The organism is Pseudomonas sp. GW821-FHT09E12 (assembly GCF_059416085.1).
Window position 1 is genome coordinate 388,553 of sequence record NZ_JBWKOM010000006.1, and the last position, 15,188, is coordinate 403,740.

Annotated in this window: 12 protein-coding genes, 3 tRNA genes and 1 riboswitch; of the genes, 14 read left to right on the forward strand and 1 reads right to left on the reverse strand. The window is 61.7% G+C overall.

The genetic code is table 11. The features are described 5' to 3' along the window. Positions 1-138: 138 nt before the first annotated feature. The 7 genes from AC07PQ_RS20090 (at position 139) to astE (ending at position 8,015) form a co-directional block, all read left to right on the forward strand. Positions 139-1,359, forward strand: coding sequence for an aspartate aminotransferase family protein (locus AC07PQ_RS20090; protein WP_007921549.1), 1,221 nt, complete (start codon positions 139-141; stop codon positions 1,357-1,359). 133 nt (positions 1,360-1,492) lie between these two features. Beyond that, positions 1,493-2,512, forward strand: a complete 1,020-nt coding sequence (gene aruF / locus AC07PQ_RS20095) for an arginine/ornithine succinyltransferase subunit alpha (protein WP_007921551.1) — start codon at positions 1,493-1,495, stop codon at positions 2,510-2,512. Between the two features lie 82 nt (positions 2,513-2,594). Beyond that, positions 2,595-3,620 (forward strand): arginine N-succinyltransferase, encoded by a 1,026-nt coding sequence (gene astA / locus AC07PQ_RS20100; protein ID WP_007921553.1) that lies wholly within the window; start codon positions 2,595-2,597, stop codon positions 3,618-3,620. After that, complete coding sequence (gene astD, locus AC07PQ_RS20105) at positions 3,617-5,086, forward strand: succinylglutamate-semialdehyde dehydrogenase (protein WP_493186169.1); 1,470 nt, start codon at positions 3,617-3,619, stop codon at positions 5,084-5,086. The genes astA and astD overlap by 4 nt, the downstream gene beginning before the upstream one ends. A 207-nt stretch (positions 5,087-5,293) precedes the next feature. Next, positions 5,294-6,640 carry an N-succinylarginine dihydrolase gene (astB, locus tag AC07PQ_RS20110; protein WP_007921558.1) on the forward strand — a complete coding sequence of 449 codons (1,347 nt, stop codon included), beginning with the start codon at positions 5,294-5,296 and terminating at the stop codon, positions 6,638-6,640. A 63-nt stretch (positions 6,641-6,703) separates the two neighbouring features. Further along, positions 6,704-6,991 (forward strand): hypothetical protein, encoded by a 288-nt coding sequence (locus tag AC07PQ_RS20115; protein ID WP_007921560.1) that lies wholly within the window; start codon positions 6,704-6,706, stop codon positions 6,989-6,991. A gap of 13 nt (positions 6,992-7,004) precedes the next feature. Further along, positions 7,005-8,015: a succinylglutamate desuccinylase gene (gene astE, locus AC07PQ_RS20120; protein WP_007921561.1), complete on the forward strand. Its 1,011-nt coding sequence runs from the start codon at positions 7,005-7,007 to the stop codon at positions 8,013-8,015. A gap of 186 nt (positions 8,016-8,201) precedes the next feature. Here the strand turns inward: astE and AC07PQ_RS20125 are convergent, their stop codons facing one another. After that, the gene (locus AC07PQ_RS20125; protein ID WP_007921563.1) at positions 8,202-8,708 is read right to left on the reverse strand and encodes a 6,7-dimethyl-8-ribityllumazine synthase; all 507 of its coding nucleotides are present in this window, start codon (positions 8,706-8,708) and stop codon (positions 8,202-8,204) included. 122 nt (positions 8,709-8,830) lie between these two features. After that, positions 8,831-9,002: riboswitch (FMN riboswitch) on the reverse strand. A 211-nt stretch (positions 9,003-9,213) separates the two neighbouring features. On the opposite strand from AC07PQ_RS20125, the gene ltaE reads away from it, so the two are divergent. The 7 genes from ltaE (at position 9,214) to AC07PQ_RS20160 (ending at position 15,187) form a co-directional block, all read left to right on the forward strand. After that, positions 9,214-10,218 carry a low-specificity L-threonine aldolase gene (ltaE, locus tag AC07PQ_RS20130; protein ID WP_493186043.1) on the forward strand — a complete coding sequence of 335 codons (1,005 nt, stop codon included), beginning with the start codon at positions 9,214-9,216 and terminating at the stop codon, positions 10,216-10,218. Between the two features lie 146 nt (positions 10,219-10,364). Next, positions 10,365-12,989: an alanine--tRNA ligase gene (alaS, locus tag AC07PQ_RS20135; RefSeq protein ID WP_493186042.1), complete on the forward strand. Its 2,625-nt coding sequence runs from the start codon at positions 10,365-10,367 to the stop codon at positions 12,987-12,989. A gap of 96 nt (positions 12,990-13,085) precedes the next feature. Next, positions 13,086-14,327 carry an aspartate kinase gene (locus tag AC07PQ_RS20140; RefSeq protein WP_007921569.1) on the forward strand — a complete coding sequence of 414 codons (1,242 nt, stop codon included), beginning with the start codon at positions 13,086-13,088 and terminating at the stop codon, positions 14,325-14,327. A 185-nt stretch (positions 14,328-14,512) separates the two neighbouring features. After that, positions 14,513-14,701 carry a carbon storage regulator CsrA gene (csrA, locus tag AC07PQ_RS20145; RefSeq protein WP_002554426.1) on the forward strand — a complete coding sequence of 63 codons (189 nt, stop codon included), beginning with the start codon at positions 14,513-14,515 and terminating at the stop codon, positions 14,699-14,701. Positions 14,702-14,763: 62 nt separating this feature from the next. Further along, positions 14,764-14,854, forward strand: a tRNA-Ser gene (locus AC07PQ_RS20150). A 107-nt stretch (positions 14,855-14,961) separates the two neighbouring features. Beyond that, positions 14,962-15,038, forward strand: a tRNA-Arg gene (locus AC07PQ_RS20155). 72 nt (positions 15,039-15,110) lie between these two features. After that, positions 15,111-15,187, forward strand: a tRNA-Arg gene (locus tag AC07PQ_RS20160). Position 15,188: the final 1 nt, after the last annotated feature.

Genomic DNA, 15,188 nt, shown 5'->3' on the forward strand with positions numbered 1-15,188 from the left:
TTGCCGTAAACCCGCGTAAAACCGGGGTTGGCGCTATAAGAAGTTGTCGCTTGGCGACAAGGTCGGGCAGAAAACTGTCCTTACAATCCCCCCATCGCTCGCCAGTTTCAGGCAGGCGTTCCTCTTCAGGAGACTCCGATGTCCGTTGAGCAAGCTCCGGTGCAACGCGCCGATTTCGATCAGGTCATGGTTCCCAACTATGCACCTGCGGCTTTCATTCCTGTGCGTGGCGCGGGTTCCCGAGTCTGGGATCAGTCGGGCCGAGAGCTGATCGACTTTGCCGGCGGGATCGCGGTCAACGTACTGGGCCACGCCCATCCGGCGCTGGTCGCTGCTCTGACCGAGCAGGCCAACAAGCTGTGGCATGTATCCAACGTCTTTACCAACGAGCCGGCCCTGCGCCTGGCCCACAAGCTGGTCGACGCCACCTTTGCCGAGCGCGCGTTCTTCTGCAACTCCGGGGCCGAGGCCAACGAGGCCGCCTTCAAGCTGGCCCGTCGTGTCGCTTTCGACCGTTTCGGCGCGGAAAAATACGAAATCATCGCGGCCCTCAACAGCTTCCACGGTCGCACCCTGTTCACCGTGAACGTCGGCGGCCAGTCGAAATACTCCGATGGCTTCGGTCCTAAAATCACCGGTATCACCCACGTTCCTTACAACGATCTGGCGGCATTGAAAGCGGCGATTTCGGACAAGACCTGCGCGGTGGTACTGGAGCCGATCCAGGGCGAAGGCGGTGTGTTGCCGGCCGAGCAGGCTTACCTGCAAGGCGCCCGCGAGCTGTGCGACGCGCACAACGCGCTGCTGGTGTTTGACGAAGTGCAGACCGGCATGGGCCGCAGCGGCGAGCTGTTCGCCTATATGCACTACGGCGTGACCCCGGACATCCTGACCAGCGCCAAGAGCCTGGGCGGCGGTTTCCCGATTGCTGCGATGCTGACCACCGAGGCGCTGGCCAAGCACCTGGTGGTCGGTACCCACGGCACCACCTACGGCGGCAACCCGCTGGCATGCGCGGTGGCTGGTGCGGTGATCGACGTGATCAACACGCCCGAAGTGCTGAACGGCGTGAAGGCCAAGCACGATCGCTTCAAGACCCGTCTGCTGCAGATCGGCGAGAAGTACGGCCTGTTCACCGAAGTGCGTGGCCTGGGCCTGCTGCTCGGTTGCGTGCTCAGCGATGCCTGGAAAGGCAAGGCCAAGGACGTGTTCAACGCCGCTGAAAAAGAAAACCTGATGATCCTCCAGGCCGGCCCGGACGTGGTGCGTTTCGCCCCGAGCCTGGTGGTCGAGGAAGCGGACATCGAAGAAGGCCTGCAGCGCTTCGAGCGCGCGGTCGCCAAGCTGACCCAGGCCTGATTCGGGCCGCGGTACTTCTCGGCGCTTGTCTGCAGGGCAAGCGTCGAGCCTCATTTTCGGTGCCGGGCTGTCCCGGCATTTTTTTCCCTGAGTCGGCCTCCTGGCCGGCCTGTTTCGAGTAAGGAGTGACACCATGCTGGTGATGCGCCCCGCGCAAATGGCTGATCTGGGCGAGGTACAGCGTCTGGCTGCGGACAGCCCGATTGGTGTCACTTCCTTGCCGGATGACGTGGAACGCCTGAGCGACAAGATCGCCGCAAGCGAGGCTTCGTTCGCCGCGGAGGTGAGCTTCAATGGCGAGGAGAGCTATTTCTTCGTCCTTGAGGATACCGAAACCGGCAAGCTGGTCGGTTGCTCGGCCATCGTCGCCTCGGCCGGTTATTCCGAGCCGTTCTACAGCTTCCGTAACGAGACCTTCGTGCACGCCTCCCGCGAGCTGAAGATCCACAACAAGATCCACGTGCTCTCCCAGTGCCACGACCTGACTGGCAACAGCCTGCTGACCAGTTTCTATGTGGTCCCGGAACTGGTGGGTTCGCCGTGGTCGGAACTCAATTCCCGCGGCCGCCTGCTGTTCGTCGCCAGCCACCCTGAGCGTTTCGCCGATTCGGTGGTGACCGAGATCGTTGGCTATAGCGATGAGAATGGCGACTCGCCGTTCTGGGATGCCATCGGTCGCAACTTCTTCGACCTCAACTACGCCGCCGCCGAGCGTCTGTGCGGGCTGAAAAGCCGCACCTTCCTCGCCGAGCTGATGCCGCATTACCCGATCTATGTGCCGCTGCTGCCGGATGCCGCGCAGGAAGCCATGGGCCAGGTGCACCCGCGGGCGCAGATCACCTTCGACATCCTGATGCGCGAAGGCTTCGAGACCGACCATTACATCGACATCTTCGACGGTGGCCCGACCCTGCACGCCCGGGTCTCGGGGATCCGCTCGATCGCCCAGAGCCGCGTGGTGCCGGTGAAGATCGGCGAGGTCGCCAAGGGCGGCGGCCGCCAGTACCTGGTCGCCAATGCGCAGTTGCAGGATTACCGCGCGGTGATGCTGGAGCTGGATTACGCGCCGGGCAAGCCGGTGACCCTGGATCTGCAAGCGGCCGAAGCCCTGGGCGTCGGCGAAGGTGCCAGCGTGCGTCTGGTGGCGGTTTAACGGCTGCGGCAAATGCCGGAAGAATCCTGGAAAGCAGCGAGTTTCGCGGGGGCCGTCAGCGGCACCCGTCTGAGGAGATAGCATGATCGTTCGTCCCGTACGCAGCAGCGACTTACCCGCTCTGATCGACCTGGCCCGCAGCACCGGCACCGGCCTTACCACCTTGCCGGCCAACGAAGAACGCCTGAAACACCGCGTGGGCTGGGCGGAAAAGACCTTCCGTGGCGAAGCCGAGCGGGGCGATGCGGATTACCTGTTCGTGCTCGAGGACGACAACGGCCGCGTGGTGGGGATTTCCGCGATCGCCGGCGCCGTTGGCCTGCGCGAGCCCTGGTACAACTTCCGGGTCGGCCTGACCGTCAGCGCCTCCCAGGAACTGAATATCTACCGCGAGATTCCGACGCTGTTCCTGGCCAACGACCTGACCGGCAATTCCGAGCTGTGCTCGCTGTTCCTGCATGCCGATTACCGCACCGGCCTCAACGGCCGCATGCTGGCCAAGGCACGCATGCTGTTCATCGCCGAATTCCCGCAGCTGTTCGGCAACAAGATCATCGCCGAGATGCGCGGCATGTCCGATGAAGCCGGGCGCTCGCCATTCTGGGAAAGCCTGGGCCGGCACTTCTTCAAGATGGAGTTCAGCCAGGCCGACTACCTGACCGGCGTGGGTAACAAGGCGTTCATCGCCGAACTGATGCCGAAGTTCCCGCTGTACACCTGCTTCCTCTCCGAGGGCGCGCGCAACGTGATCGGCAAGGTGCACACCGATACCGAGCCGGCGCTGGCCATGCTCAAGAGCGAGGGCTTCAGCTACCAGGGTTACGTCGACATCTTCGACGCCGGCCCGGCGGTGGAGTGCGAAACCGCCAAGATCCGCGCGGTGCGCGACAGCCAGGCGCTGGTGTTGGCCATCGGCACGCCGGGCGACGACGCCACGCCTTTCCTGATTCATAACCGCAAGCGCGAGGATTGCCGGATCACCGCCGCACCCGCGCGCTTCGCGTCGGGCACCCTGGTGGTTGATGCACTGACCGCCAAACGCCTGCAACTCAATGCGGGCGATCAGGTCCGTGCCGTTGCGCTGTCTGCTTCCCGGGAGTCGAAATAATGAACACGCTGTACATCGCAGGCCAATGGCTGCCAGGCCAGGGCGCAGCCTTTGAATCCTTGAATCCGGTGACCCAGCAGGTGCTGTGGTCGGGCAACGGCGCCACCGTCGCCCAGGTTGAAAGTGCGGTGCAGGCCGCGCGCCAGGCATTCCCGGCCTGGGCCAAGCGGTCGCTGGACGAGCGGATCGCGGTGCTGGAAGCCTTTGCCGCCAGCCTGAAAAGCCATGCCGACGAACTGGCGCGCTGCATCGGCGAGGAAACCGGCAAGCCGCTGTGGGAAGCCGCCACCGAAGTGACCAGCATGGTCAACAAGATCGCGATTTCGGTGCAGAGCTACCGGGAACGCACCGGTGAGAAGAGCGGCCCGCTGGGCGACGCCACCGCGGTATTGCGCCACAAGCCCCATGGCGTGGTGGCGGTGTTCGGCCCTTACAACTTCCCAGGCCATCTGCCTAACGGGCATATCGTTCCTGCGCTGCTGGCGGGTAACAGCGTGCTGTTCAAGCCCAGCGAGCTGACCCCGAAAGTCGCCGAGCTGACCGTCAAGTGCTGGATCGAAGCCGGCCTGCCGGCGGGCGTTCTGAACCTGCTGCAAGGTGCGCGGGAAACCGGCATCGCCCTGGCTGGCAACCCGGGGATCGACGGTCTGTTCTTCACCGGTTCCAGTCGTACCGGTAATCACCTGCATCAGCAGTTTGCCGGCCGCCCGGACAAGATCCTCGCGCTGGAGATGGGCGGTAACAATCCGCTGGTGGTGGACCAGGTCGCGGACCTGGACGCGGCGGTCTACACCATTATCCAGTCGGCCTTCATTTCCGCCGGCCAGCGTTGCACCTGCGCGCGCCGCCTGCTGGTGCCGCAAGGCGCCTGGGGCGATCAGTTGCTGGAGCGCCTGGTGGCGGTCAGCTCGACCATCGAGGTCGGTGCGTTCGACCAGCAGCCGGCACCGTTCATGGGCTCGGTGATTTCCCTTGGCGCTGCCCGCGCACTGATGCAGGCCCAGGAAAACCTGTTGGCCAATGGCGCCGTGGCGCTGCTGGAAATGACCCAGCCGCAGGCCCAGGCCGCGCTGTTGACCCCGGGCATTCTCGACGTGACCGCGGTGGCCGAGCGCCCGGACGAAGAACTGTTCGGCCCCTTGCTGCAAGTGATTCGCTACGCCGATTTCGCAGCGGCGATCGCCGAGGCCAACGACACCCAATACGGTCTGGCAGCGGGTCTGCTGTCGGATTCCGAGGCGCGTTACCAGCAGTTCTGGCTGGAAAGCCGGGCCGGTATCGTCAACTGGAACAAGCAGCTGACCGGTGCCGCGAGCAGCGCGCCGTTCGGCGGTGTGGGTGCCTCGGGCAACCATCGCGCCAGTGCCTATTACGCGGCGGATTACTGCGCGTACCCGGTGGCGTCGCTGGAAGCCTCGAGCCTGACCTTGCCGAGCGCGCTGACGCCGGGTGTACGCCTGGGGTGATGGGTTGCACCGTAGATTGCCGGAAGGTCTTGTGGACCTTATCGCAGCCTGCGAAGCGGCTACAGAGAGCGGTGGGGCGTCGGTGGTTGTGGTAACCCTGTAGCCGCTGCCGCAGGCTGCGATCGTCCCGCGAAGCGGGCGCCGACGGCCTCAAGACATGTACTGATACCGATGCCTATAACAACAGATTCTCGTGGAGCCTCGCTGATGAAATCCTATGAAGTCAATTTCGACGGTCTAGTGGGGCCTACCCATAACTACGGCGGCCTGTCCTACGGCAACGTCGCGTCCCAGAGCAACAGCCAGCAGTCTTCCAATCCCAAGGAGGCCGCGCTGCAGGGCCTGGCGAAAATGAAAGCGCTGATGGAAATGGGTTTCCAGCAAGGCGTGCTGGCACCCCAGGAACGCCCGGACGTGGCCGCCCTGCGTCGGCTGGGTTTTGCCGGCAGCGATGCGCAGGTCATCGAGCGCGCCGCCAAGGATGCGATGCCGCTGCTGGTCGCCAGTTGCTCGGCGTCGAGCATGTGGGTGGCCAACGCCGCCACGGTCAGCCCGAGCGCCGACACCGCTGACGGTCGCGTGCATTTCACCGCCGCCAACCTGAACTGCAAATATCACCGCAGCATCGAGCACCCGACCACCAGTCGCGTGCTGGGGGCGATGTTCGCCGACCAGAAACACTTCGCCCATCACGCGGCGTTGCCGGCGGTGGCGCAGTTCGGCGATGAGGGTGCGGCCAACCACACCCGTTTCTGCCGTGACTACGGCCAAGCCGGTGTCGAGTTCTTCGTCTTCGGTCGCAGCGCCTTCGATACCCGCTACCCGGCACCGCAGAAGTACCCGGCGCGCCAGACCCTGGAAGCCTCGCAGGCCGTCGCCCGCCTGCACGGCCTGAGCGACGACGGTGTGGTGTATGCCCAGCAGAACCCGTCGGTGATCGACCAGGGTGTGTTCCACAACGATGTGATCGCGGTGGGTAACGGCGAAGTGCTGTTCTATCACGAGGACGCGTTCCTCGAGACCGACAAGATGCTCGCCGAGCTGCAGGCCAAGCTGGGCAAGCGCGGCGGCAACTTCCAGTCGATCTGTGTGCCGCGCTCGCAGGTCACGGTGGAAGACGCGGTGCGTTCCTATCTGTTCAACAGTCAACTGCTGTCCCGCGCCGATGGCTCGATGCTGCTGATCGTGCCGGAAGAGTGCCGCGGCAACGAGCGTGTCTGGCAGTACCTGCAAAGCCTGACCAGCTCCGGCGGCCTGATCCGCAAAGTGAAAGTCTTCGACCTCAAGCAGAGCATGCAGAACGGCGGTGGCCCGGCGTGCCTGCGGCTACGGGTCGCGCTCAATCAAACCGAGCTGGCGGCGGTCAACCCAGGGGTTATCATGACCGCGCCGTTGTACGGCACGCTGACCCAGTGGGTCGACAAGCACTACCGCGACCGCCTGAGCGAAAACGATCTGGCGGACCCGCAATTGCTGCTTGAGTGCCGGACGGCACTGGATGAACTGACGCAAATCCTTAAACTGGGCGCGGTTTATCCATTCCAGATCAATTAAAAGCCCGCGCCTGCTTCTGCTGATCCAGGCGCGCCGCTTTACCTCCAGATGAGAGCGTAATAAATGAGCGATACCCTGCAGCTGATCCTTGAAGACACCGACGGCACTCAACTGGAAACTTCCTGCACCCGCGTTGCCGTGATGTGGCAAGGCAAGGAACTGTGGATCCAGCAGGACGGCCGCGGCCAGCTGCTGATCGGCGTGGACGTCGAGGAAGGCGACGAAGAATACGCCAACCTGCTGCTGCGCCCATTGGCGACTAATCTGGTAAGTCTGCAACTGGAAATGGAACCGGCCGACGCTGGTGACGACGATCACGTGCACGGCCCTGACTGCCAGCACGACCATTAAGGAATAACGTTCTATGCTCGCCCTCGGCAAACTGCTTGAACTGACCCTCGCCGGTCGTGAACCGGCGGAGAAGACTCAACTGACTGTCGACGGCGTGCGGATGCGCTGGCTAAGCGAAGGTGCGCTGGAAGTCCGGCCACCCCAGGCGCGGGACAATGGCATGGATGTGCTGTTGTCGGCCGGCATCCACGGCAATGAGACGGCACCGATCGAGTTGCTCGACCGTCTGTTGCACGACATCGCCCGCGGCGACCTCAAGCCGTGCGCACGCATTCTGTTCCTGTTCGGCAACCCCGAGGCCATGCGCCGCGGCGAGCGTTTCATCGAGCAGGACATCAACCGGCTGTTCAATGGCCGGCATGAACAAAGCAGCGGCAATGAAGCCCTGCGCGCCTGCGAGCTGGAGCGCCTGGCGGCGAGTTTCTTCAGCCTGCCGGAGCGTACCCGCCTGCACTACGACCTGCACACGGCGATCCGCGGTTCGAAGATCGAACAGTTCGCCCTGTATCCGTGGAAAGAAGGTCGCCAGCACTCGCGCCGGGAACTGGCGCGCCTGCGGGCCGCGGGCATGCAGGCGGTGCTGCTGCAGAACAAACCGTCCATCGTGTTCAGCTCCTATACCTACGACAAGCTGGACGCCGAGTCTTTCACCCTGGAGCTGGGCAAGGCCCGGCCGTTCGGGCAGAACCAGGGGGTGAATGTCGAGCGTCTGGAAACCCGCCTCAAGCAGATCATCGAAGGCCGCGAACCGCCTATGGCGGAGGAGAAGCTGGATGGCTTGCAGCTGTTCAGCGTCGCTCGGGAAATCATCAAGCACAGCGATACCTTCCACCTGCATCTGCCGGCGGACATCGAGAACTTCTCCGAACTGGAAGTGGGTTACCTGCTGGCCGACGATATCGCCCAGACCCGCTGGATAGTCGAGGAGGAGGGCGCGCGGATCATTTTCCCAAACCCCAAGGTGAAGAACGGCCTGCGTGCCGGGATCCTGATCGTGCCGACCACGGCTGACGGCCTGGCCTGATACGGCAATCTGTAGCCGCTGCCGAAGGCTGCGATCGACCGCGTAGCGGGCGCCGCTTTTGAGGTTGATTAGAAGGCCCTGCGGGCCTTATCGCAGCCTGCGGCAGTGGCCACAAAAAGCATCGCGAGCCAGCTCGATCCCTGTAGGAACGAACTGGCTCGCGATTTTGCTTTCAGCGTCTGACGCTTACACCGCTACCCGCTGCTCAGGACGACGCAGGGCGCGAGTCTTGTGCAGGGTGTCGGCGCAGGTCTTCGCCGCTTCCTGGCCCTTGTGCACGAAATGCTCGAAGAAGAACTTCTGATGTTCTTCGCCGGCGTGGAAGTGGTGCGGGGTCAAGACCACCGAGAACACCGGCACTTCGGTTTCCAGCTGGACCTGCATCAGGCCGCTGATCACCGACTGGGCGACGAATTCGTGGCGGTAGATACCGCCGTCCACCACCAGGCCCGCGGCGACGATGCCGGCATAACGACCGGACTTGGCCAGCAGCTTGGCGTGCAGTGGAATTTCAAAGGCGCCGCCGACTTCGAAGAAGTCGATATCGCTTTCCTGATAACCCTGGGCGAGCATTTCGCTGACGAACCCTTTGCGGCTCTGGTCGACGATTTCCTTATGCCAGCAGGCCTGGATAAACGCCACGCGTTCGCCGTGATGCTGTTTGCTTTTGCTATCGATTGCGGTGGGTTGCATCTGTTCTGACTCCTGTTTGTGTGAAAAACAGGGCGTTATGAATCGAAAGGGATTTAAGGGTACGTACAGGCCAGGCGCACAAGCAGTCATGCGCAGGTCTGTGGACGGCCCTTTGGCACCAATCCCGTTCTCTCTTCATCCGGACTATGACCGTCGGCCCCGGGATCACACCGGGTCTGCTGACCTTGCCGTCATTCGCCGCCGAAGCGGTGCCTGTCGCCAAGCGCTCGCGGGCTATGCGCATTGCGCGCAATTACCGCCGGTGGGGAATTGCACCCCGCCCTGAGAACGTTGCCACCGGGCTTTGCGGCGGCGGTGAGTTTGTAACACATATTTTTCGGCGGTGCATTGCGGCGTTTGGATGATAAACATCGGTTTTTCATGTCCATCGCTGGGCTTTTCCCGGGTGGGCCTTGATAAATCGCGGTTGTGCCCGTAGTAATTCAGTTCGAAAGAATTTCCTTATCCGCAGCGACGTTCGCGTCCCCTTGCCGAGGCCTGATTCATGAGCGTTATCGATCTTCGTAGTGACACCGTTACCCAACCCACGGCAGGCATGCTGGAAGCTATGGCCACGGCGGCCACGGGCGATGATGTCTACGGCGAAGATCCGACGGTCAACCGCCTGGAAGCTGAACTGGCGCAGCGCCTGGGGTTCGTCGAAGCGCTGTTCGTGCCGACCGGCACCATGAGCAACCTGCTGGGCTTGATGGCCCATTGTGGGCGTGGCGACGAATACATCGTCGGCCAGCAGGCGCATACCTATAAGTACGAAGGCGGCGGCGCGGCGGTGCTGGGTTCGATCCAGCCACAGCCATTGGAAGTCCAGGCCGACGGCTCGCTGGACCTGGCCCAGGTGGCCGCGGCGATCAAGCCGGATGATTTCCACTTTGCCTGTACCCGCCTGCTGGCGCTGGAAAACACCATGCAGGGCAAGGTGCTGCCATTGAGCTATCTGGCGCAGGCCCGGGCCTTCACCCGTGAGCATGGCCTGGCCCTGCACCTGGACGGCGCGCGACTGTACAACGCGGCGGTCAAGCTGGGTGTCGATGCGCGGCAGATCACCCAGCACTTCGATTCGGTTTCGGTGTGCCTGTCCAAGGGCCTGGGCGCGCCGGTGGGCTCAGTGCTGTGCGGTTCGGCGCAGCTGATCGGCAAGGCCAGGCGCCTGCGCAAGATGGTCGGCGGTGGCATGCGCCAGGCCGGAATCCTGGCCGCGGCGGGCCTGTATGCGCTCGATCATCACGTAGCGCGCCTGGCCGATGACCACGCCAATGCCCAGTTGCTGGCGGAGGGGCTGCGTGAGGCGGGCTATGACGTCGAGCCGGTGCAGACCAACATGGTCTATGTCGCGATGGGGGACAGGGCAGAAGCGCTCAAGGCCTTCGCCGGCGAACGCGGGATCAGGCTGAGCGCCGCGTCGCGGCTGCGTATGGTCACCCATATGGACGTCAGTCGTGCACAAATCGAGCAGGTCGTCGGGACTTTTATCGATTTTTCCCGCAACTGACAGTGTTAGCCGTCCAATTGACCGTCTCTATCGTATAAACACGCTGTACCCCAAGCTCAGGGCCGATATAATGCGGCCCTTTGCCGTCGTTTCGTCTGATGACGTTTCGCACAGGCCTTTGGCCGCAGTCTCCGTGGAAGAACCTAATGAAAAGCGCAGAAATCCGTGAAGCCTTCCTTCGCTTCTTCGAAGAGCAAGGCCACACCCGTGTAGCCTCCAGCTCTTTGATTCCGGGCAACGACCCAACCCTGCTGTTCACCAACGCGGGGATGAACCAGTTCAAGGACTGCTTCCTGGGCCAGGAAAAGCGCGCCTATACCCGCGCCGTAAGCAGCCAGAAATGCGTACGCGCCGGCGGCAAGCACAACGACCTGGAAAACGTTGGTTACACCGCCCGTCACCACACGTTCTTCGAAATGCTGGGCAACTTCAGTTTCGGCGATTACTTCAAGCGTGACGCCATCACTTTCGCCTGGACGTTCCTGACCTCCGACAAGTGGCTGAACCTGCCGAAAGAAAAGCTCTGGGTCACCGTCTACGCCAGCGATGACGAGGCCTATGACATCTGGACCAAGGAAGTCGGGGTTCCGGCCGAGCGCATGGTCCGTATCGGCGACAACAAGGGTGCGCCATACGCCTCCGACAACTTCTGGACCATGGGCGATACCGGCCCGTGCGGTCCTTGCACCGAGATTTTCTACGATCACGGCGCCGACATCTGGGGCGGCCCACCGGGCTCGCCGGAAGAGGACGGCGACCGTTACATCGAGATCTGGAACAACGTATTCATGCAGTTCAACCGCACCGCCGATGGCGTGTTGCATCCGTTGCCAGCGCCGTCGGTGGACACCGGCATGGGCCTGGAGCGGATCAGTGCGGTCCTGCAGCACGTTCATTCGAACTATGAAATCGACCTGTTCCAGAGCCTGCTGAACGCGGCGGCCAAGGCCATCGGTTGCACCAACGACGCCCAAGCGTCTTTGAAAGTCGTGGCCGACCACATCCGTTCCTGTGGTTTCCTGATCACCGACGGCGTGCTGCCTTCCAACGAAGGCCGCGGTTATGTCCTGCGTCGCATCATTCGCCGCGCTTGCCGTCACGGCAACAAGCTGGGCGCAAAGGGCAGCTTCTTCTATCAGATCGTGGCCGCGCTGGTCGCCGAAATGGGCGAAGCCTTCCCGGAACTGAAATCCCAGCAGGCACACATCGAGCGCGTGCTGAAAGCCGAAGAAGAGCAGTTCGCCAAGACCCTGGAGCAGGGCCTGAAGATCCTCGAGCAGGACCTGGCCGAACTCAAAGGCACGGTGGTACCGGGCGACGTGGTGTTCAAGCTGTATGACACCTACGGTTTCCCGATGGACCTGACTGGCGACATCGCCCGTGAGCGTGAACTGACCCTCGACGAGGAAGGTTTCGAGCGCGAGATGGAAGCCCAGCGCGTACGTGCCCGTTCCGCCAGCTCCTTCGGCATGGACTACAACAGCCTGGTCAAGGTCGATGTGGCCACCGAGTTCACCGGTTATCACGCCACCAGTGGTTCGGCCAAGGTGGTTGCTCTTTATAAGGAAGGGCAATCGGTCGACGTGCTGAGTGAAGGCGAAGAGGGCGTGGTCGTTCTCGATCAGACGCCTTTCTATGCCGAGTCGGGCGGCCAGATCGGCGACTGCGGTTACCTGCAAGCGGGTAATGCGCGTTTCGACGTGCGCGATACCACCAAGACCGGCGGGGCTTTCCTGCATCACGGCGTCTTGGCCAGCGGCAGCCTGACCGTTGGTGCACCGGTGCAAACCCAGGTGGATGCGGAAGTGCGTCACGCCACTTCGCTGAACCACTCGGCCACCCACTTGCTGCACGCCGCTCTGCGCCAGGTGCTGGGCGAGCATGTACAGCAGAAGGGTTCGCTGGTCGACAGTCAGCGCCTGCGTTTCGACTTCAGCCATTTCGAAGCGATCAAGCCAGAGCAGATCAAGGCCCTGGAAGACATCGTCAACGCCGAGATTCGCAAGAACACCGCGGTGGAAACCGAAGAAACCGATATCGACACCGCCAAGCAGAAGGGCGCCATGGCGCTGTTCGGCGAGAAGTACGGCGACAGCGTGCGTGTCCTGAGCATGGGCGGCGATTTCTCCGTTGAACTGTGTGGCGGCATCCACGCCAACCGCACCGGCGATATCGGCCTTTTGAAAATCATCAGCGAAGGTGGCGTCGCTTCGGGTGTACGCCGTATTGAAGCCGTCACCGGTGCCGCGGCACTGGCGTACCTGAACGCTGCGGAAGAGCAACTCAAGGAAGCGGCGACCCTGGTCAAGGGCAGCCGTGACAACCTGATCGACAAGCTGTCGGCCGTGCTGGAGCGCAACCGCCTGCTGGAGAAACAACTCGAGCAGCTGCAGGCCAAGGCCGCCAGTGCCGCTGGCGACGATCTGTCGGCGCAGGCGCTGGATGTCAAAGGCGCGAAAGTGCTGGCGGCGCGCCTGGACGGCCAGGACGGCAAAGCGCTGCTGGCGCTGGTCGATCAGTTGAAAAACAAACTCGGTCGCGCAGTGATCCTGCTCGGCAGTGTCCATGAGGAAAAGGTCGTACTGGTTGCGGGCGTAACCAAGGACCTGACTGGCCAACTCAAAGCCGGTGATTTGATGAAGCAAGCCGCTGCGGCAGTGGGCGGGAAGGGCGGTGGTCGTCCGGACATGGCGCAGGGCGGCGGTGTCGATGCCGCTGCGCTGGATGCCGCGCTGGCCCTGACCGTTCCGTTTGTCGAGCAGGGGATTTAAGGTTCCAAGCCGAGCCCGTCGTCTAGTGGCGGGCTTTGGAGCTGCGCAGTTTGATTGATTAATGGGCGCCCCTTTACGGGCTGAGGCGGCTTAGAAATGGCTTTGATCGTACAGAAATTTGGAGGTACCTCGGTCGGTTCCGTCGAAAGAATCGAGCAGGTCGCCGACAAGGTGAAAAAATTCCGCGAAGCCGGTGACGACCTGGTGGTTGTGCTGTCGGCCATGAGCGGCGAAACCAACCGTCTGATCGACCTTGCCAAGCAAATCAGCGGCGACGGTCAGCCGGTTCCTCGCGAGCTGGACGTGATCGTTTCCACCGGTGAGCAGGTGACGATCGCACTGCTGGCCATGGCGCTGATCAAGCGCGGCGTGCCGGCAGTCTCCTATACCGGCAACCAGGTGCGGATTCTGACCGATAGCGCGCACAATAAAGCGCGCATTTTGCAGATCGACGATCAGAAAATTCGCGGTGACCTGAAGGCTGGTCGCGTGGTTGTGGTCGCAGGTTTCCAGGGCGTCGACGAGCACGGCAACATCACTACCCTCGGTCGTGGCGGTTCCGACACCACCGGCGTGGCACTGGCGGCAGCCCTGAAGGCTGACGAATGCCAGATCTACACCGATGTCGACGGCGTCTACACCACCGATCCGCGCGTGGTGTCCGTGGCCCAGCGCCTGGACAAGATCACCTTCGAAGAAATGCTGGAAATGGCCAGCCTGGGTTCCAAGGTGCTGCAGATCCGTGCGGTCGAGTTCGCCGGCAAGTACAACGTTCCGCTGCGCGTACTGCACAGCTTCAAGGAGGGTCCGGGCACCCTCATTACTATTGATGAAGAGGAATCCATGGAACAGCCGATCATTTCCGGCATCGCTTTTAACCGCGATGAAGCCAAGCTGACCATCCGTGGCGTGCCAGACACTCCCGGCGTGGCCTTCAAGATTCTCGGCCCGATCAGTGCCGCGAATATTGAAGTCGACATGATCGTGCAGAACGTTTCGCACGATAACACCACCGACTTCACCTTCACCGTGCACCGCAACGATTACCTGGCAGCCCAGCAAGTGCTGGAAAACACTGCCCGTGAAATCGGCGCCCGGGAAGTGGTAGGCGATACCAAGATCGCCAAGGTCTCGATCGTTGGCGTCGGCATGCGTTCCCACGCGGGTGTTGCCAGCCGCATGTTCGAAGCACTGGCCAAGGAAAGCATCAACATCCAGATGATCTCGACCTCGGAAATCAAGGTTTCCGTGGTGATCGAAGAGAAGTACCTGGAACTGGCTGTGCGCGCTCTGCACACGGCTTTCGAACTGGACGCTCCGGCCCGACAGGGCGAGTGATGCGTTGCCCGAAGGGCGCGGTTTACCGCGCCCTTTGTTTTTTTGATCGGCGTGACAGAAAACTGTTCTTTTGCTCGCGCTAGTCAATACTTAGGCGTGTAGGGCTACGGCCGTCCTGGTTGTAGGTCGATACCCTTTTTTTTGCAGACTGTTGTCCCTGAAATGAAATGCGTGAGGAGAAAGGTATGCTGATTCTGACTCGTCGGTGCGCAGAAAGCCTGATTATTGGTGATGGCGAAATCACCGTGACCGTGCTTGGCGTCAAAGGAAATCAAGTGCGTATCGGTGTCAACGCCCCTAAAGAGGTAGCGGTGCACCGGGAAGAAATTTACCTGCGGATAAAGAAAGAGAAGGACGAAGAACCAAGCCATTAATTTTTATCGTTTTTTTTGTTTGCAAACGGGGAGAAAGCTGGTTAATATACGCCCCGTGTTGCGGAGAGCTGGCCGAGTGGCCGAAGGCGCTCCCCTGCTAAGGGAGTACACCTCAAAAGGGTGTCGGGGGTTCGAATCCCCCGTTCTCCGCCATTATTTGCTTAGTTCGTTGTAATCTGGCTTCTTCTGTAAGTTGTTGAAATTACTAGAAAAAGTGCTTTACAAAAAGATTTAACGGCCTATAATGCGCGGCAACAAATGCACTCGTAGCTCAGCTGGATAGAGTACTCGGCTACGAACCGAGCGGTCACAGGTTCGAATCCTGTCGAGTGCACCATTTAAGAGTTGTTTGCAGTAATGTGAATAACTTGGCTTCAACCAGTTGTGGTCTGGTCTAAAAACACAAATTGCACTCGTAGCTCAGCTGGATAGAGTACTCGGCTACGAACCGAGCGGTCACAGGTTCGAATCCTGTCGAGTGCACCAT

Excerpts from the sequence above, each read along its gene's own strand:
- ltaE (WP_493186043.1), top strand. The coding sequence starts at position 9,214 with ATGAGCGTTATCGATCTTCGTAGTGACACCGTTACCCAACCCACGGCA.
- csrA (WP_002554426.1), top strand. The coding sequence starts at position 14,513 with ATGCTGATTCTGACTCGTCGGTGCGCAGAAAGCCTGATTATTGGTGAT.
- AC07PQ_RS20090 (WP_007921549.1), top strand. The coding sequence starts at position 139 with ATGTCCGTTGAGCAAGCTCCGGTGCAACGCGCCGATTTCGATCAGGTC.
- AC07PQ_RS20115 (WP_007921560.1), top strand. The coding sequence starts at position 6,704 with ATGAGCGATACCCTGCAGCTGATCCTTGAAGACACCGACGGCACTCAA.
- astB (WP_007921558.1), top strand. The coding sequence starts at position 5,294 with ATGAAATCCTATGAAGTCAATTTCGACGGTCTAGTGGGGCCTACCCAT.
- aruF (WP_007921551.1), top strand. The coding sequence starts at position 1,493 with ATGCTGGTGATGCGCCCCGCGCAAATGGCTGATCTGGGCGAGGTACAG.
- alaS (WP_493186042.1), top strand. The coding sequence starts at position 10,365 with ATGAAAAGCGCAGAAATCCGTGAAGCCTTCCTTCGCTTCTTCGAAGAG.
- AC07PQ_RS20125 (WP_007921563.1), bottom strand. The coding sequence starts at position 8,708 with ATGCAACCCACCGCAATCGATAGCAAAAGCAAACAGCATCACGGCGAA.
- astE (WP_007921561.1), top strand. The coding sequence starts at position 7,005 with ATGCTCGCCCTCGGCAAACTGCTTGAACTGACCCTCGCCGGTCGTGAA.
- AC07PQ_RS20140 (WP_007921569.1), top strand. The coding sequence starts at position 13,086 with ATGGCTTTGATCGTACAGAAATTTGGAGGTACCTCGGTCGGTTCCGTC.
- astA (WP_007921553.1), top strand. The coding sequence starts at position 2,595 with ATGATCGTTCGTCCCGTACGCAGCAGCGACTTACCCGCTCTGATCGAC.